Origin of the sequence: Brevibacterium sp. RIT 803 (assembly GCF_016892625.1) — a bacterium.
In the GTDB taxonomy this organism is placed as follows: domain Bacteria; phylum Actinomycetota; class Actinomycetes; order Actinomycetales; family Brevibacteriaceae; genus Brevibacterium.
The window spans coordinates 388,916-405,648 of record NZ_JAFEMW010000004.1; the positions used below are offsets into that span (position 1 = coordinate 388,916).

Annotated in this window: 14 protein-coding genes; 5 read left to right on the top strand and 9 right to left on the bottom strand. The window is 64.1% G+C overall.

Annotated elements, in window-relative coordinates; translation table 11 throughout:
- The first annotated feature begins 111 nt into the window (after positions 1 to 111).
- Positions 112 to 3,546: a bifunctional proline dehydrogenase/L-glutamate gamma-semialdehyde dehydrogenase gene (locus tag JTF07_RS14905; RefSeq protein ID WP_204234999.1), complete on the top strand. Its 3,435-nt coding sequence runs from the start codon at positions 112 to 114 to the stop codon at positions 3,544 to 3,546.
- A 36-nt stretch (positions 3,547 to 3,582) separates the two neighbouring features.
- Here JTF07_RS14905 and JTF07_RS14910 read toward each other — a convergent pair whose 3' ends face one another.
- Positions 3,583 to 4,764, bottom strand: a complete 1,182-nt coding sequence (locus JTF07_RS14910; protein WP_252199836.1) for an FAD-binding domain — start codon at positions 4,762 to 4,764, stop codon at positions 3,583 to 3,585.
- A 188-nt stretch (positions 4,765 to 4,952) separates the two neighbouring features.
- On the opposite strand from JTF07_RS14910, the gene JTF07_RS14915 reads away from it, so the two are divergent.
- Positions 4,953 to 7,607 carry an ExeM/NucH family extracellular endonuclease gene (locus tag JTF07_RS14915; RefSeq protein WP_252199837.1) on the top strand — a complete coding sequence of 885 codons (2,655 nt, stop codon included), beginning with the start codon at positions 4,953 to 4,955 and terminating at the stop codon, positions 7,605 to 7,607.
- A gap of 20 nt (positions 7,608 to 7,627) precedes the next feature.
- On the opposite strand, the gene JTF07_RS14920 is transcribed toward JTF07_RS14915, so the two are convergent.
- From JTF07_RS14920 to JTF07_RS14930, 3 genes are read right to left on the bottom strand one after another with little or no spacing between them, the layout of a single operon-like run.
- The gene (locus JTF07_RS14920; RefSeq protein WP_204235001.1) at positions 7,628 to 8,794 is read right to left on the bottom strand and encodes a PrpF domain-containing protein; all 1,167 of its coding nucleotides are present in this window, start codon (positions 8,792 to 8,794) and stop codon (positions 7,628 to 7,630) included.
- 26 nt (positions 8,795 to 8,820) lie between these two features.
- On the bottom strand, positions 8,821 to 10,080 hold the full coding sequence (locus tag JTF07_RS14925) for an MFS transporter (protein WP_204235002.1): 1,260 nt from the start codon (positions 10,078 to 10,080) through the stop codon (positions 8,821 to 8,823).
- Positions 10,081 to 10,129: 49 nt separating this feature from the next.
- Positions 10,130 to 11,593: a benzaldehyde dehydrogenase gene (locus JTF07_RS14930; RefSeq protein ID WP_204235003.1), complete on the bottom strand. Its 1,464-nt coding sequence runs from the start codon at positions 11,591 to 11,593 to the stop codon at positions 10,130 to 10,132.
- A 186-nt stretch (positions 11,594 to 11,779) separates the two neighbouring features.
- On the opposite strand from JTF07_RS14930, the gene JTF07_RS14935 reads away from it, so the two are divergent.
- Positions 11,780 to 12,553 carry an IclR family transcriptional regulator gene (locus JTF07_RS14935; RefSeq protein ID WP_204235004.1) on the top strand — a complete coding sequence of 258 codons (774 nt, stop codon included), beginning with the start codon at positions 11,780 to 11,782 and terminating at the stop codon, positions 12,551 to 12,553.
- A gap of 25 nt (positions 12,554 to 12,578) precedes the next feature.
- Here the strand turns inward: JTF07_RS14935 and JTF07_RS14940 are convergent, their stop codons facing one another.
- Positions 12,579 to 12,965 carry a DUF1304 domain-containing protein gene (locus tag JTF07_RS14940; protein ID WP_204235005.1) on the bottom strand — a complete coding sequence of 129 codons (387 nt, stop codon included), beginning with the start codon at positions 12,963 to 12,965 and terminating at the stop codon, positions 12,579 to 12,581.
- Positions 12,962 to 13,225 carry a DUF2277 domain-containing protein gene (locus JTF07_RS14945; RefSeq protein WP_204235006.1) on the bottom strand — a complete coding sequence of 88 codons (264 nt, stop codon included), beginning with the start codon at positions 13,223 to 13,225 and terminating at the stop codon, positions 12,962 to 12,964. Before JTF07_RS14945 ends, JTF07_RS14940 begins: the two co-directional genes overlap by 4 nt.
- 110 nt (positions 13,226 to 13,335) lie before the next feature.
- Between JTF07_RS14945 and JTF07_RS14950 the strand changes: the two genes are divergently transcribed.
- Positions 13,336 to 14,079 carry a GTP pyrophosphokinase gene (locus JTF07_RS14950; protein ID WP_204235007.1) on the top strand — a complete coding sequence of 248 codons (744 nt, stop codon included), beginning with the start codon at positions 13,336 to 13,338 and terminating at the stop codon, positions 14,077 to 14,079.
- Positions 14,080 to 14,097: 18 nt separating this feature from the next.
- Here JTF07_RS14950 and JTF07_RS14955 read toward each other — a convergent pair whose 3' ends face one another.
- Positions 14,098 to 14,661, bottom strand: coding sequence for a dihydrofolate reductase family protein (locus JTF07_RS14955; RefSeq protein WP_204235008.1), 564 nt, complete (start codon positions 14,659 to 14,661; stop codon positions 14,098 to 14,100).
- Between the two features lie 192 nt (positions 14,662 to 14,853).
- Between JTF07_RS14955 and JTF07_RS14960 the strand changes: the two genes are divergently transcribed.
- Entirely contained in the window at positions 14,854 to 15,612 is a 759-nt protein-coding gene (locus tag JTF07_RS14960; protein ID WP_204235009.1) for an SDR family NAD(P)-dependent oxidoreductase, read from the top strand.
- Here JTF07_RS14960 and JTF07_RS14965 read toward each other — a convergent pair.
- A complete protein-coding gene (locus tag JTF07_RS14965) occupies positions 15,597 to 16,205 on the bottom strand; it encodes a thiamine pyrophosphate-dependent enzyme (protein ID WP_204235010.1) in 609 nt (202 codons plus the stop codon). The two genes, JTF07_RS14960 and JTF07_RS14965, sit on opposite strands and share 16 nt — an antisense overlap.
- Positions 16,189 to 16,731 (bottom strand): thiamine pyrophosphate-binding protein, encoded by a 543-nt coding sequence (locus tag JTF07_RS14970; RefSeq protein WP_114384532.1) that lies wholly within the window; start codon positions 16,729 to 16,731, stop codon positions 16,189 to 16,191. Before JTF07_RS14970 ends, JTF07_RS14965 begins: the two co-directional genes overlap by 17 nt.
- Positions 16,732 to 16,733: the final 2 nt, after the last annotated feature.

Genomic DNA, 16,733 nt, shown 5'->3' on the forward strand with positions numbered 1-16,733 from the left:
CGCATACTGTTCTCAACGATCCCGTCAACGGTCAACGGCGACGCGGGAACTGCTGGTACAGACCCCAGCCAGACTCATCCAGAGTTCGTCCAACAGAAAAGGAACGAGCAGTTGTTGCACACAGACTCCGATCTTGATCAGCTCACCAGTCGCTCAATCGACACCGTTCGCAAATGGCTGCGCGTGGCAACGAGCAAGACCACGGCGAAGAACCCTGCCGCCGAACGCCTCTCGGCAGTGCTCTCCGACCCCAACGGACTCGACTTCACCGTCGGATTCGTCGATAGGGTCGTGCGCACCGATGATGTGCACGCCGCCGCCGATGCCCTGACCGAGGTCGGCAAACTCGCGCCCGAGACGATGTCTGCCCTCGACCGCGCCCAGATCACGACCGGTGCCGCTCTGGCTCGGGTTCTGCCGCAGGTCGTCGTTCCGGCAGCCCGCACCCGCCTGCGTCAGATGGTCGGGCACATGGTCGTCGATGCCCGCGACAAGCAGTTCGGCAAGACAGTGGCCGCACTGACCGCAGACGGTCACCGACTCAACATCAACCTCCTCGGCGAAGCCGTCCTCGGTGATGGCGAAGCCGATCACCACCTCGAGGAGACCCACCGACTCCTGGCCCGTGAAGACGTCGACTACGTCTCCGTCAAGGTCTCCTCTGTCGCTTCTCAGATCTCCATGTGGGCCTTCGACGAGACCGTCGACTACGTAGTCGAACGCCTCCGACCGCTCTACCAGCAGGCGGCGAAGGCACCGACCGGATCCAAGTTCGTCAACCTGGACATGGAGGAGTACCGGGATCTCGAACTCACGATCGCGGTCTTCACCCGCCTGCTCTCCGAACCCGAGTTCAAGAACCTCGAGGCCGGAATCGTCATCCAGGGCTACCAGCCCGATGCACTGGGTGCCGTGCAGCGCCTGAGCGAATTCGCCAACGAGCGTGTCGCCGACGGCGGGGTCGGAATCAAGGTACGCCTCGTCAAGGGCGCGAACCTGGCGATGGAGACCGTTCACGCGGAGATCGCCGGCTGGCCGGCGACAACATGCGATTCGAAGCAGTCCACCGACGCGAACTACAAGCGCGTCCTCCATTGGCTCTTCACTCCCGAACGGATGAAGGGGCTGCGCATCGGCGTGGCAGGTCACAACCTCTTCGATATCGCCTTCGCCCACCACCTCTCGCTCGACCGCGAGGTCACCGACCGTGTGGAATTCGAGATGCTGCAGGGCATGGCCTCGGAACAGGCCGCCGCGGTGACCGAGGACGTCGGAGACCTCCTCCTCTATGTCCCGGCTGTGCATCCGAAGGAATTCGACGTCGCAATCTCCTACCTTGTGCGCAGACTCGAGGAGAACTCTTCTCACGAGAACTTCATGTCAGGCATCTTCGACCTGGCCAACGGCAACGAGGTCTTCGTCCGGGAGGCCGACCGCTTCCAGGACTCCGTCAAACAGCTCGAGGAGATCCTCGCTGCCGATGGCGAGACTGCGCCCAGGCCGAACCGAATCCAGGATCGCTCGACCGAACGCGACGTTTCCGGGGGTGTCCCGACTGAGTTCGTCAATGAACCGGATACCGATCCCTCGCTGCCGGCGAACCAGAAGTGGGCCAAGGAGATCATCGCCGAGGCGACCGCCCCCGGATATCTCGACGACCGTCCGAAGACGCCGAAGGTCGACTCGGCCGCGAAGCTCGATGAGATGATCGCCGATGGCCGCGAGGCTGCCAAGGCCTGGCGTGCGCTGGGTGCCGCCGGTCGTGGAGAGATCCTCCACCGGGCCGCCGAAGTGGTCGCCGCCCGCCGTGGTGAGTTCATCGCCGTCGAGGCCGCCGAGGTCGGGAAGATGCCGTCTCAGTCCGACCCGGAGATCTCCGAAGCCATCGACTTCATCCGCTACTACGCACTCAATGCCGCAGAGCTGGGCAGCCTCGAAGGAGCGAACTTCGTCCCTGATGAGATGGTCGTCGTGACTCCGCCGTGGAACTTCCCCATCGCCATTCCCACCGGCGGCACCGTGGCTGCGTTGGCGGCCGGTTCGGCCGTCATCCACAAACCGTCGAAGCCCACACCTCAGTGTTCGGCCCTCATCATCGATTGCCTGTGGGAAGCCGGCGTCCCGAAGGACGTGCTGCAGCTGTGCACACCGTCCGACCGGGATCTCAGCCGTCATCTCGTCGCCCACCCGGATGTCGACCGTGTCATCCTCACCGGTGCCTCCGAAACGGCGGCCCTGTTCAAGTCCTTCCGTCCTGACCTGCACGTCAACGCGGAGACTTCGGGCAAGAACGCACTGCTCATCACTCCGGCGGCCGACCGCGATCTGGCCGTGGCCGATCTCGTGTATTCCGCCTTCGGCCATGCCGGTCAGAAGTGCTCGGCCGCCTCGTTGGGCATCATGGTCGGCTCGACCTACGACTCCGAGCGCTACCGCAAGCAGCTCATCGATGCTGCTTCCTCGATGGTCGTCGACTGGCCGGCGAACATGTCAGCGACGATGGGACCGCTGACCGAGGATCCCTCCGACAAGCTCGAACGAGCTCTGACCTCCCTCGAACCGGGTGAGTCCTGGCTGCTCGAGCCCAAGCAGCTCGATGACACCGGTCGGCTGTGGAGCCCGGGAATCAAGGACGGCGTCAAGCCTGGATCCTTCTTCCACCTCACCGAGGTGTTCGGTCCGGTGCTCGGTCTCATGCACGCCCGCGACCTCGACGAGGCCATCGAGTTCCAGAATGATGTGGACTTCGGCCTCACCGGCGGCATCCACTCCCTCGACCCCGAGGAGGTGCGCACCTGGCTCGACCGTGTGCAGGTCGGCAACGCCTACGTCAACCGCGGCATCACCGGAGCGATCGTGCGGCGCCAGTCCTTCGGCGGCTGGAAGCAGTCCTCCGTCGGGCTCGGTTCGAAGGCCGGTGGCCCGAACTACCTCATGCTCTTCGGCCACTACACCGACGATCCCTCCACTCTGCCGGGCGCCACTGACGCAAGTCAGAGCCTCGAGCTGGCCAAGGCTGACGATGAGCGTTGGCTGGCACGCGAATTCGGAGCGGCAAAGGATCACACGGGCCTGAAGTCAGAAGCCAACATCTTCCGCTACCGGCCCCGCCCTGTCACACTGCGAGTGACCTCGACGTCGTCGCTGTTCGACCTGGAGAGGTCTTTGCACGCAGCGAAGTGCGTCGGGTCGACCGTGCAGCTGTCCGTCGCCGAGGAGGTGGCCTCCGAGGTGAAGATCGCCGCCACGAACGCGGGTGTCGCAGCTCGGACCGAGTCCGCAGCGACGTTCGCGAATATGGTCGGCGAAGGACGCTACGACGACTCCGTCGGTGCCCGCATCCGCGTGCTCGGACCGCAGGAACCTGAGCTGCTGGCTGCCACAGCACCACGTCCGGAGGTTGCGGTCATCGATGAGCCTGTGACCTCCTCGGCGCGGGTGGAGATGCGGTACTACGTGCAGGAGCAGGCAGTGTCGATGACCCTGCACCGTTTCGGCAATCCCAGCCGTGACTTCCACGAGCTGGCGGCCGAGCTCAAGGCCTGAGCCCCTCGGGTGCGTGATCTGGTCGGGTGCCTGAGCTCAGGTGCCCGACCAGGCGGGAAGCTCGATCGGGTCCCGCAGGCTGCGCCCCATGGCGAGGTTCGCAACGGGCGGCAGACCCATGAGCCTCATCAGTGTGTTTCGCAGCATGAGGCGTAGGCGATTCGGCGGGGCGAACGCCGTGCCGAGGCCCTTGGCCGCGTCCTGTTTGCTGCGCAGCATCGGCATCAGCCGGCGTTCATAAGCAGCGAAGGCTCGGCGATGGTCCTCAGGTGTGGCAGCCAGTTCGGCAGCCAGAACATAGGCCTCGACCATCGCCAGCGCCGATCCCTGACCGGCGAGCAATGACGGGCTCGCCGCCGCATCACCGATCAGTGCGACCCTGCCGCTGGTCCACGAGGGCATCCGGATCTGGTTCGCCCGGTCAAGGTAGAGTGTCCGTGCTCGCGGCAGCTCGTCGAGGATCGTTGGGATCTCCCACCCTGCATCGGCCAGGCTCGTGCGCAGCAGCTCCTGCTGGGCCCCGACGTCATCGGTGGGGACAGGACCATGGTGGCCGAAGGTGAGCATGAACATCGTCAGGTCCTCGCGCAGAGCGACACGGATCGCTTGGAACCCGACTTCGGCATGCATGAGCGCGACGTGTTCATCGCGTGGGCGGTAGCCGACGACATCGAACGCAGCGACGGCGATCCCCAGATCGCGCTCGAACAGGGACTCGTGTCCGAAGGCCAGCTCACGGACGCGAGAGTGCAGCCCGTCGGCACCCACGACGAGGTCGAATTCGCGCGGGGCGCCATGGTCGAATTCGACGCCGATGCTCTGTTCCCCATCGGTGAGTCGGGCGACGGTATCACCGAAGATCGTCTCGACTCCGTCGTCGAGGCTGTCGTATATCGCGGCGGCGAGGTCTGCTCGAAGGATGCTGACATATCGGCCGCCTGCTCCCGCGACGAGGCTTTGGGGATCAAGAGACGCGATCCGGTGTCCGTCTCCTGCGACGTCGCGGGCCTCTATGAGCTCGTATCCGTCTCGGCGCAGCCTGGGGACGAGGCCCATCCGCTCCGCCACGTCGAATCCGGTGCCCCAGAAGTCGATCAGGTATCCACCGCGGCGCAGTCCATGTGAGCGCTCGAGGAGAGTGGGCTCATGCCCCGCTCGCTGCAGCCAATGGGCCAGCGTGGAGCCAGCGATTCCGGCACCGACGATCAGCACACGCATCTTCTGCCTCCCTGCAGATCGATGGTTTGCCATCAGTCTAGATCTTTCAGCGTCAGTGCCAGTGAGACATAGTACAGTCAGTTCACACCGTATTCACAAGATCGTCACCGATGACGCCTCGTCAACGGATAGTGTGCATGCGTCTGCGCCGTCGTCGACTCCGGTGCACAAAACTCCGAAAGGCTCCCATGACAGTCTCCAAGACGGCCTCATCGTGCGCGGCGCTCAGCCTCGTCGCGGCGATCGGCCTCACCTTACCGGCGACGCCGGCAACCGCCGCCGAGGATCCGCACATCAGCGAGATCGGGTACGTGCTCGACACCGACTTCATTGAGATCGCAGCCGAGCCGGGCACCGACGTCTCCGGATGGACGTTCGGGTCCGTGACTCGCGGCGGAAGCGTTCAGGCCGAGGAGAATCTCGCCACCGTTCCCGCTGGCACCACCGTCGGCGACAGCGGAGCGCTGGCCGTCGAAGTGTCGATCACGAACTCCGTGAACTCCGGGACCGCCGCCGACGGCAGCTATGGCTCCTCGGCCTTCATCATCGATGATGAAGGCATGCTCGTGGACTTCGATCAGGTCGGCGGAGTCGTCGACGGCAAGGGAGTCACGGGCAAGGCGAATACGAACACTCCCGAGGCTGTTGTCGGCAAGGATGCCGAACCCACGGGTGCCACCGCCACGGGCGGACAGTCGATCCAACTCATCGACGGCATTTGGAACTCTGCGGCCCCGACCCCCGACGCACTTCCCGGCGACGATGGCGGCGGAGATGATCCGGCCCCTGAGGACGTCACGCCCATCGCCGACATTCAGGGCACCGGCGAGGAGAGTCCCCTGGCAGGCACAACTGTCAAGACTCAGGGAGTCGTCACAGCGTCGTACCCCACCGGTGGGCTGAACGGCTACTACGTGCAGACGCCGGGCACCGGCGGAGCCGAGGACGAGACTCCCGGAGCCTCGGACGGTGTCTTCGTGTACTCCCCCGACTCGGTTGACGATGTCAGCATCGGTGATCACCTCGAACTCACCGGCGCAGTCTCCGAACGCTACGGTCAGACCCAGATCTCCGTCAGCAGCGATGGAGTCGCGGCCCTGGATGAACCCGCCGAGGTGGTCAAGCCCGTCGAAGACGCGTTCCCCACCGTCGCTGCCGCACGTGAGGCGCTCGAGGGAATGCTCCTGCAGCCCAGCGGTAAGATGACCGTGGCCGACAACTACAACACCAACACCTACGGCGAGGTCGTATTGGCCACCGGTGAGGGCACGCTCCCTCAGCCCACCGACGTCGCCCGCCCGGGCAGCGATGAGGCCAGGGCCATCGAGGCCGACAACCTCGAGCGTGAGGTCGTCCTCGACGACGGCGCGACCGTCAACTACCTGCAGAACGACAAAGACGTTCCTCTGCCCTACGTCTCAAACGACGCCCCTGTGCGTGTCGGTGCGAGCGCCACGATGACCTCTCCGGTGGTGCTGGGCTTCGACCATGAGAAGTGGCGCTTCCAGCCCACGACGCGTCTGACCGGGGACAACGCCGAAGCAATTCAGCCAGCGAGTTTCTCGGACACGCGTACAGAGGCTCCGGAAGCTGTCGGCGGACAGATCAGTATGGCCAGCTTCAACGTTCTCAACTACTTCACGACGACTGGCGATCAGCTCTCCGGCTGTGACTACTATTCCGATCGCGAGGGCAACCCGATCACGGTTCGCGGCGGTTGCGATGCTCGCGGTGCTGCCAACGCGCAGAGCCTCAAGCGGCAGGAGACGAAGATCGTCTCGGCCATCAACAAGCTCGACACCTCGGTGGTCTCTCTCATGGAGATCGAGAACTCCGCCGCGTTCGACAAGGACCGCGATGATGCTCTCGCGACGCTGGTCGAACGCCTCAACGAGGCCGCCGGCACCGAGAAGTGGGATTTCGTTCCCTCCCCCGACGACGTTCCCGCAGATGAGGATGTCATCCGCACGGCCCTGATCTATCAGCCCGCCGAGGTGGCCCCGCAGAACGATTCGACGATCCTTGACGATGAGGCCGCGTTCTCGAACGCGCGCGAACCCCTCTCGCAGGCATTCGCGCCGAAGGACGAGTCAGGCGAAACTGACACGGACAAGACCTTCGTGACGATCTCGAACCACTTCAAGTCCAAAGGTTCGGGCTCAGGTCCGGGCAATGAGGACAGCGGCGACGGTCAGGGTGCCTCGAATGCTGACCGTGTGAAGCAGGCGACGTCGCTCGTGGACTTCGCCGGTCAGCAGCAGGAGGCAGCGGATTCCGACCTCGTCTACCTGCTCGGCGACTTCAACGCCTACACGCAGGAAGACCCGATGCAGGTCTTCTACGAAGCAGGGTTCAAGGATGTCGCGTCCGAGATGACGGCCAAGTCGACCTACGTGTTCAAGTCCCGCACCGGCAGCCTCGACCATGTGCTGGCACTGGACTCTTCGGGCTCAACGGGCACTGACGCCGCCGACCAGGCGGCGGCTCCCGGCGCACAGGCGGATCTGCCCTCGAGTGCCTTCGATGCGATCACCGGTGCCGATGTCTGGAACATCAACTCCGTCGAGGCCCTTGCACTCGAATACAGCCGCTTCAATTACAACATCAGCGATTTCTACGCCCCGGATCCGTTCCGTGCCTCGGACCACGATCCTGTGGTCGTCGGGCTCTTCGGGCCCGACGATGAGGACGGCGATGAGGACGGCAACCACAACGCCGGAAAGAACGGCGCCGCCAACGGCAACCACAATGCCGGGAAGAACGGCGGCAAGAATGCTGGCAAGAACGGCACTGCCAAAGGCAACCACAATGCCGGGAAGAACGGCATAGACAAGGGCTTCTGAGCGCCCAGGCCCGCACGGATTCAGACCGTGACGGCGACCTTCCCGACCATGAGCACCCGGGCGGTGCGGAACAGGGAGGTCGCAGTCACGGTCTTCTGCTTGTCATCCCAGACGGCGGAGGCGGTGACAACACCCGAAGGTGTGCCGAGGCGGACCTCGGGGCCGGGCACCGAACACTCAGAACGGGTGATGATGGAGTCGACGATGGTGCCGGGGATCTGCGCGGCCGCGGCCAGACACATTGCTCCGGTACCCGGTACAGCCTTGTGGGTCTGCCCCATCGAGATCATACGGACGACGACATCGGAATCTCTCGCATCCAAGGTGGTGCCGTCGAGAAGGGTCGTCGGCTTCTGTGAGCTCACGACCGCGATCTTGGGTACAACCTGCGGAGCTGTCTCCGGAGTCTCGCACAAGCCCATTCGCACGGCCGCTTTGCGTCTCAGTTCCTCGATCATCAACCTCGTGGGAGCTTCGGCGTCGATGGACTCCGGAGACTCATCGCCGTTGAGACCGATCGCTTCTGCGGGCACGATGACGACGGGCAGCGCCGCATCGACCATGGAGACGTCGACCAAGCGACCGTCGATGTCGATCGATTCCGACGGCGCTCCCGTGGGCAGAATCCCCGAGGTGCGGCTGCCTGCGGGATCGGGGTAGATGAGTTCGATCGGTGCTCCGGTGCCGCTGACACCGGTGAGTTCGAAGTCTCCCGCGACCGCAGCCTGTCCATCGACGACGGTGAGGCCGACGTCGACGAGCTTGCCCGTGTTCGTGTTGTGGAGACGAAAGACGTGCCACCCGTCGGCCGCGGAGATGATCTCGGCCAGCAGGGCGAAGGGCACGACACCGGAGGACAGATTTCCGCAGTTGCCGGAATAGTCCACGACCGCCTCGGCGACATCGACCTGACCGAAGGTGTAGTCGAGGTCGACACCTGTCCGCATCGACGCGGACACCACCATCACCTTCGACAATGACGATATTCCACCACCCATGCCATCAAGCTGACGGCCGAAGGCGTCCGGGGAGCCGAGTGCGGAACAGAAGATCGCATCCCATGCCGAGGTGTCGCCGGCGGCTCCCGGGGCTGGCACCGTGTCCAGCTCGGGCAGGGAATCGGCACGGAAGTAGAGTCCTTTGCTCGTGCCTCCACGGACGAACGCGGCATCGATCCAGTCGGTCATAGACCTAAGATTACGACACCTGCGAATCACCGTCCGGCTGCATCAACAGCCTTCGGAACGATGACCATCGCGGCGAAACCGAGTACGGCGACGACAGCGAAGAGATAGAAGCCCCACGGATAGGCAATGCCTGCCGTGACGAGGGTGCCGGTGATGAACGGTCCGACGATGGCTCCGATGCGGCCGACTGCCGAGGCCATGCCCAGCGCCGTTCCGCGTGCGGTGGGTGGGTAGATCGCTGAGACGAAGGCGTAGACGAGGACCTGGGCGGAGAAGACGAAGACACCGGTGATGAAGACGGCGATGTTGAGCAGGATCTGACTCGTCATCGGGATGCTCAGTGCCGCGAGGAACACGGCTGCCAGGAGGAACCACATGAGCACGATCGGTTTGGTGCCGTGCTTGTCCGCCAGCCAGCCGGCGATGACGAGTCCGACGACGGCACCGAGGTTGAGCACGAAGAGCATGACGAGGGAGTCGGAGACCTCGTAGCCCGCATCGGCCATGATCTTCGGCAGCCAGGTGTTGAGTCCGTAGACGAGCAGCAGACCCATGAAGCTGGCGGCCCAGACGCCGATCGTGACCAGTTTGAACCTGCCGACGAACAAACCGGCCATGCCGGTCTTCGGGGCCACGCCGGTGGATTGCGCAGGTGCCTGCTTCGCCGCCTGAGCCTCGACGAACTCCTGAGATTCCGGCAGCTTCCACCACAGCAGCGGGACGAGGACGAGTCCGGCGACGCCGCCGGCGATGAAGAGCAGGTGCCAGTTGTGCGAGTAGAAGACGGCGAGCAGCGAGATCGCCACGGCACCGGCGTGGTAGCCGGTCATCGTCAGGGTCGTCGCTTTGCCGGTCTTGCCAGATTTGTTGTGCTCGCTGATGTAGGCGAGGCAGCCGGGCATCACTGCACCCAGGGCAAGTCCGGCGATGAACCGGAAGGTGGTGAACAGGGCGACGTTCGGGGAGAACGCGACGAGAATCGTAAAGACGGAGAAGACGAGCACGCAGAAGATGATCGTGTAGCGGCGTCCGAAGCGGTCGGCGATCGGTCCCACCGCCGCAGCACCGAGGCCCACTCCCACCAGGCTCAAGGTCGCGACGAGGGTCGCGGCCTCGGCGGTGAAGCCGATGGCGTTGGTCGCCAGAAGTTCGGGGATCACGGCTCCCAGCACCACGAGGTCGAAGCCTTCGAGTGCGACGGCCAGCCAGCACAGGATCGCCGGCCAGCGGGTATCGCCGGCGCGGGCGGTGTTGGCAGTGCCAGGGGCTGCGGCAGGTGTGGACATCAGTGTCTCCGGTCGTTCAGTAGGTCAGTGTGGTTGGACGGTCAGCGAATCAGAAGGGATACGGCGCGATCTGCGAGCGCATCGTGACCCACTGGGTTTCGGTGAAGGCCTCGATATTGGCTTCGGCCCCACCGAAGCGGGACCCGTTGCCGGAATCCTTGGTGCCGCCGAAGGGCACATTCGCCTCATCGGAGACGGTCTGCTCATTGATGTGGACCTTGCCGGAGTCGACGAGGTCGGCCAAATCTATGGCCATGCCCACATCACCGAGGATGCCCACCGACAGCCCGTATTCGCTGGCATTGATCAGTTCCGCGGCCTCCTCAAGAGTCGAGAAACGACTCACGGGCGCTACTGGTCCGAAGATCTCCTGCGTCCAGGCTGGGTTCGAGGGGCTGAGGTCTGCCAATACCGTCGGCGGCACGAATGCTCCTTCACCGGTTCCGCCGGCGACGAGTCGTGCGCCGTCGGCCTGAGCCTTGTCGATGATGTCGCGGACGTTCGTCCGCTGCTTCTCGTCGATGATCGGCCCCAGCGCGACCTCCTCGGTGGCGGGATTGCCTACCGGCAAGTTCCTGGCGCGCTCGGCCAGCTGCTCGACGTATTCGTCGTAGACGCTGTCGTGGACGAGGTGGCGCCCGGTGGTCATGCAGATCTGTCCCTGATGCATCCATGAGCCGAATGCCCCCGCCGAGGTGGCCGGACCGACGTCTGCCCCGGGGAGGACGACGAGTGCGTTGTTGCCACCCAGTTCCAGGTGGCAGCGCTTGAGGAGACGTCCGGCGGATTCACCGACCGTGCGTCCGGCTGCGGTCGATCCGGTGAAGGAGATGACCGATACCTCGGGTGCCGACACCACTGCTTCGCCGGCTTCCCGACCTCCGGGCAGCACCTGCAGGAGTCCCTCGGGAAGCCCCGCCTCGGCGAAGATCCGGGCCAGGCTCACGCCGCCGCAGACCGCGGTGCGCGGGTCCGGCTTGAGCAGGACCGCATTCCCCAGGGCCAGCGCCGGGGCGACCGAGCGGATGGAGAGGATGAGTGGGAAGTTGAACGGTGCGATGACCGAGACGACCCCGGCGGGCACCCGGCGGGAGAACGACCAGCGGGGTTCGTTCGAGGTCAGGACCTGCCCCTTGGGGTGACTGGGAAGGGCGGAGGATTCGTAGCAGATCTGCTCGGCGGAGCTGACTTCCAGCCCGGCCTTGGCTGGGATCCCACCTGATTCGCGGATGATCCAGCCGGAGATCTCCTCCGCGTGCTCAGCCCACAGTGCGCCAGCCCGGCGAAGGACAGCGGCACGCTCGGCAGGTGGCGTCTTCGCCCACTCCTTCTGTGCCGCGGCCGCGCGGGTGGCGGCCGCGTTCACGTCATCGGCGTTCGCAGCGCCCACGCGCCCCAAGGTCTGGCCTGTGGCGGGTTCGATGACGTCATAGGATGCGTCTGCGCCGTTCGTCCACGCGCCGGTGAAGATCTTGCCGTGCCACTGGGTACCTAGGAAACTGTTCTCGCTCATGTCGTTCTCCCCTATTCCTGCTCTGGTCGGGTTGTGACTGTGTTGACGTTCGAGGTCGGCCATTTCGGGCACAGGTGATCCACGTGACAGCCACGCTTATCGGCCACAATAGTGATGCGGACCACGGGGAGCCATCGGTGGTCCATTGATTGAGAATACAGGTGATCTGGGGATACGATTGCGGACATGGCGAACTCTCAATCGGGCGATTCCATGATCGATCGGCTGGTTCGAGTCCTCGGCTCGTTCGACCCCGATCATCAGAGTCTAAGCACCGACGAGCTCTCCGCACGAGCGGAATTGCCGAAGTCCACGGCCTATCGGCTGATCAACGACATGATGCGGCACAATCTGCTGCAGCGCGACCCCGGCGGGCGGCTGCGAATCGGAGTGGGAATGTGGGAGCTGTCGAACCGCGCCTCCGACGCCGTCGATCTGGCGACCGTGGCCAGACCGCACATGATGGCCGTCCACGATTTCGTCGGCGAGAACACCCAGCTGGGGATCCTGCGCGAACGCGAGGTCCTCATCATCGAGCGGATGTCCAAGCCGACCGCGGTCATCCACCGCTCGAAGACAGCGGGGAGACTCCCTGCGCATGCGTCCTCGTGTGGGCTGGTGCTGCTCGCCCACGCCCCCAAGCACGTGCGGGAGGCCTACCTGCGCGGACCGCTGGCCGCAATCACCGCGAAGACGACGACCGATCCGGCTGTGCTGCGGAAGATGCTGGCCACGATCCGGACCTATCACTTCGCAGAGCTTGCCGGACATATCGATGACGGCACCACCGGTATAGCGGTGCCCGTCTTCGACAGCCATGGGCTGACGATCGCCGGCATCGGCGTCGTCGTCGACTCCGAGCACCATGTGGGTGGACCGGCGATCATGCAGGCCCTGCGCACCGCCTCGGCGGGGATCACGAAGGATCTCGAGGCTCAGGGCAAATCAGTGGTGGACTGATCAGGGCCAGCTCCTGAGCACCGGCTCAGACTGCGATGCCGATGGCGAGGCTCGCCACCGCCAACAGAGGCAGGAGCCCCTGCTTGATCGCCGAAGCAGCGAGGCTCGGTGACGAGGACACGAGCACCAATGCCGCCGCCAGCATCGAGGCGACGCCGGTGAACACGAGAGTCAGGCCGATGACCGGTGCGCCAGCGAGGCAGACGATGATGCCGATGAATACTGCAAGGGCGAGGAAGAGATTGTAGAAGCCCTGGTTGAAGGCCATCGACTTCGTGGCCCCGGCTTCCTCCACGCTGGTGCCGAACGTCGCGCGAGCACGCGGACTCATCCAGGCAATCGATTCCAGATAGAAGATGAAGACGTGCAGAGCCGCAGCAAGACCGGCGAGGATGAGCCCGAGCGCCGTCATGTGCGCGCCTCAAATCTGGCTCGTCGCTTCTCGGCCTCGACCTCACGGTTCTTCGGCGGAGCAGTGGTCACCAATGCGTCGAGGAGATGCTGAGTCGTGTGAGCGATCTCGTCGACGGCCGCTTCGAAGGCCTCCGCATTGGCGTGGGAGGGCTTCGTCGTGCCCGCGATCTTGCGCACGTACTGCAGCGCTGCGGCGTGCACTTCGTCCGAGGTCGCATGGGGTTCGAAGTTATGAAGGGTTCTGATGTTCCTGCACATGTTCCAAAGGTACGCCGCGGGACTGACACAGGATAGGGGTCTGCCCCCGATAGACTGATCGGGCGCCCCTCAACAGCCCAGCTCCCTCAACAGCCCAGCCATGGAGAACGATGACTGATCGAATCCCACCCTCGAGCATGGCGCTGACTCCTGGCCAAGTCTCGAGCGTGCGAGCCCTGCGGCGCGACTTCTCCAGACTGCTCATGGAACACCGCTTCGTCATCGACGAGCTGCTGACCAAGATCTCAATCCTCAGCGAAGAGTCCTCCCACACGCACAGCTACAACCCGATCGAACACATCACCTCGAGAGTGAAATCACCTCGGAGTCTGCTCGAGAAGGTCAATCGCCGTGAGCTTCCCCTCGACCTCGATGTCATCCGCACGAAGATCACCGACATCGCGGGCATCCGTATCACCTGCACCTTCATCGCCGACACCTATCATGTGCTCGACATGCTGACCTCGCAGAATGATGTTCGGGTCGTGGAGATCAAGGACTACATCGCCCACCCCAAGCCCAACGGCTATAAGAGCCTGCATGCGATCCTCGAGGTGCCCGTGTTCCTCAGCGGCGGCCCGACCCCGGTGATCTGCGAGGTCCAGATCCGCACCATCGCCATGGACTTCTGGGCCAGTCTGGAACACAAGATCCACTACAAGTTCGCAGGCGAAGTTCCCGATCGGCTCGTCGAGGAACTCACTCGGGCCGCCGAGGTGGCCGGCCAGCTTGATCGCAAGATGGAACAGCTGCACACCGAGGTCCACGACTCTGAACCCGACGGCTCGTCCAGCGAGGACTTCGATGACGAGGCGATGCGCACTCTGTGGGAGCTGAGCAGGCGCGAGGCCTGAGGCCTGACGCCCCGAGGCCTACGGCTGCTTCGGGCGAAATCTGCGAAACCACGCGTCCTTGTTGGATTCGTCCTCTGCGATGAGTTCCCAATAGACGCGCCTGCCGCCTGGGACGTCGAAGATACGTGTGCCGTCGCCGAGGAAGATGGGCGCAACGAAGACCTGCATCTCGTCGATGAGGTCGACCTCGAGCGCCTGCCGACCGATGTCGGCGCTGATGATCTGGATGTCACGATCTCCGGCGATGGCCCGGGCCCGATCGACCACCTCGGCGATTGAGCAATTCACGGCTGTGATCGTCGAGTCCTCGGCGAGCTCCTCGGGGCGATGGGTGAGGATGAACTCGGTGCCTTCCCACGCTCCGCCATAGGCTTCGGAAGTCAGTTCGTCGCGCTCGGCCGCTTGTGCCTTGGCCGCGTCGTAGCCGCGACGACCGGAGATGATGACGGCGACCTGTGATGCGAGGTCCTCGACGGTGCCGTCTGAGAGCGACCCGAGTCCGGCCATCCAGGACATGTCATGATTCGGGCCGGTGATGAACCCGTCGAGTGAACTCGTGAAACCCCACGTGACTCTTGCCATCGCTCCTCCTTGAGCAGAAGTGATTGCGTTTGACAATCACTTTCTCACCATTGAACCACTGGCGATCGGCAGTGGCAAGGGAAGGCGCAGACGACGTGACCGAGCAGACGGAATTTCGGCACCTTGAGCTTCGTTGGACCAGGTGAGAGCCACAGAGCATGGTTCATCGAAGAATGGAAGAAGGTCATCGCAATGGCAGATTTCACGAACAAGGTCGCGCTCGTCACCGGCGGAGGATCCGGACTCGGCGAGGCCATCAGCAAAGAACTCGCAGCCAAGGGCGCGAAGGTCGTCGTCACCGACATCGATCTCGAGGCAGCCCGGCGAGTCGTCGATGAGATCACCGAGAGCGGTGGAACCGCCTCGGCGATCAAGCAGGACACGGCTGCGAAGGAAGACTCTGAGAAGGTCGTCAGATTCGCCGTCGACACATACGGCGGCCTCAACTATGCCGTGAATAATGCCGGCATCGGCGGAGCGCCCGCGCCCGCAGGGGAGACTGACCTCGATGACTGGGACAAGGTCATCGGCATCAACCTCAACGGCGTGCTCTACGGCATGCGCTACCAGATCCCCGCGATGCTCAAGGCCGGCGCCAAGGACAGTGCCATCGTCAACATGGCCTCGATCCACGGTTCGGTCGCGGCGATCAACAGCGGCGCCTACACCGCCGCGAAGCACGGCGTCGTCGGGATCACGAAGAACGCCGCTGCAGAATATGGCGCACAGGGTCTGCGGATCAACTCCGTCGGACCCGGCTACATCACCACGCCGCTGGTCGAGAGCAGTCTCGACTCGGAGAGTCTCGAAGGACTGAAGGCCAAGCACCCCCTCGGCCGCTTGGGCACCGCCGAGGAGGTCGCCAAGGTCGTGAACTTCCTGCTCTCCGATGACGCGTCGTTCGTCACCGGCGCCTACTACCTCATCGACGGCGGCTATACGGCTGTGTGAGGTCCCATTCTCACTGTCAGCCATGTCTGGAAACGGTGGGCGAGGACCACCGGGTCGACAAGGAGCTTGGGAATGTCGGCGGCATTGCCTGCTTCGATGCTCGCATGCAGCAGCGTCGGCCCTGTCGTCGTCAGCAGACGAGCGAATTCGCCGCGCAGCTGAGATTCGTCCGCGGCTCGGCCGACCGTCCAGCCCGCGGCTTGGGCGAGTGCGCCGAGGTCGACGCGTGAGGAGTAGGTCGGCAGCCCTGCGGTCGATCCGTACACCTGGTTATCGAGGAGGATGAGGAACAGCTTTTCGGCACCGAGGAATCCGCCGGTGGGCAGCACGTTCGGGTTCATCAGCAAGGATCCGTCGCCTTCGAGACCGATGACTTTGGGCAGGTCCGAGTCCTTGGCCGCCAGGGCGAGGCCGGTGGTGATGGAGCCGACGAGGCCCATCGAGTCGAGGACGTAGAAATGGTTGTCCCGGTTCTCCACGGACGCCAGCTCACGGCTGGTCGCGGCACAGGTCACGACGACGGGCAGTTCTGCGGTCAGTTCGTTGAGGACGTCGAGTGCTTCGATGCGTTTCGTCTCAGGCCACCTTCCCATCGGTGCTCCAGAATGAGCCGAGGACGACGACCGGTCGGTAGGTCATACGGGCGTGAACACCCGCCTCGGCGACGGTCTGCTCCCAGTCATCAGCCGAAGATCGCCGGTCGAGCTCGAGAACCTGGAGTCCTGCCGTGCGCAGAATCCTCGGCATGGGCTGGCTGATCGAGTGGATCATCGAGTTGTACTCACCCGGGCCGCCACGGGTATTGGCGAAGATGAGCAGCGGCAGGTGATAGGACATCGAGAATGTCGTCAGCGCCGTGAGGCTGTTGCCGAAGCCGTTGTCCTGCATGATGACGGCCCCGAACTTCCCTGCCAGCGGCAGCGCACCGAGGACTCCGATTGCCTCCTCTTCACGGGAGAGCGGCTTCACTCGCTCCGCGCGTCCAGCGGTCCCGCCGTCAGCGGTGACCAGATGCTCGATGACAGGAGCGATGGTGACGGAGGGAATGTAGCCGATGAGGTCGGCACCTGCGCCCCAGATCCCGTCGGCGACGGCCTGCGTATATGACTTCGTTGTCACGG

Bases quoted from the DNA above. Each gene is read 5' to 3' on its own strand.
- JTF07_RS14910 (WP_252199836.1), bottom strand. From the start codon at position 4,764: ATGCGTGTGCTGATCGTCGGTGCCGGAATCGCTGGCTCCACGCTGGCC.
- JTF07_RS14915 (WP_252199837.1), top strand. From the start codon at position 4,953: ATGACAGTCTCCAAGACGGCCTCATCGTGCGCGGCGCTCAGCCTCGTC.
- JTF07_RS14920 (WP_204235001.1), bottom strand. From the start codon at position 8,794: ATGACCGACTGGATCGATGCCGCGTTCGTCCGTGGAGGCACGAGCAAA.
- JTF07_RS14925 (WP_204235002.1), bottom strand. From the start codon at position 10,080: ATGTCCACACCTGCCGCAGCCCCTGGCACTGCCAACACCGCCCGCGCC.
- JTF07_RS14930 (WP_204235003.1), bottom strand. From the start codon at position 11,593: ATGAGCGAGAACAGTTTCCTAGGTACCCAGTGGCACGGCAAGATCTTC.
- JTF07_RS14935 (WP_204235004.1), top strand. From the start codon at position 11,780: ATGGCGAACTCTCAATCGGGCGATTCCATGATCGATCGGCTGGTTCGA.
- JTF07_RS14940 (WP_204235005.1), bottom strand. From the start codon at position 12,965: ATGACGGCGCTCGGGCTCATCCTCGCCGGTCTTGCTGCGGCTCTGCAC.
- JTF07_RS14945 (WP_204235006.1), bottom strand. From the start codon at position 13,225: ATGTGCAGGAACATCAGAACCCTTCATAACTTCGAACCCCATGCGACC.
- JTF07_RS14950 (WP_204235007.1), top strand. From the start codon at position 13,336: ATGACTGATCGAATCCCACCCTCGAGCATGGCGCTGACTCCTGGCCAA.
- JTF07_RS14955 (WP_204235008.1), bottom strand. From the start codon at position 14,661: ATGGCAAGAGTCACGTGGGGTTTCACGAGTTCACTCGACGGGTTCATC.
- JTF07_RS14960 (WP_204235009.1), top strand. From the start codon at position 14,854: ATGGCAGATTTCACGAACAAGGTCGCGCTCGTCACCGGCGGAGGATCC.
- JTF07_RS14965 (WP_204235010.1), bottom strand. From the start codon at position 16,205: ATGGGAAGGTGGCCTGAGACGAAACGCATCGAAGCACTCGACGTCCTC.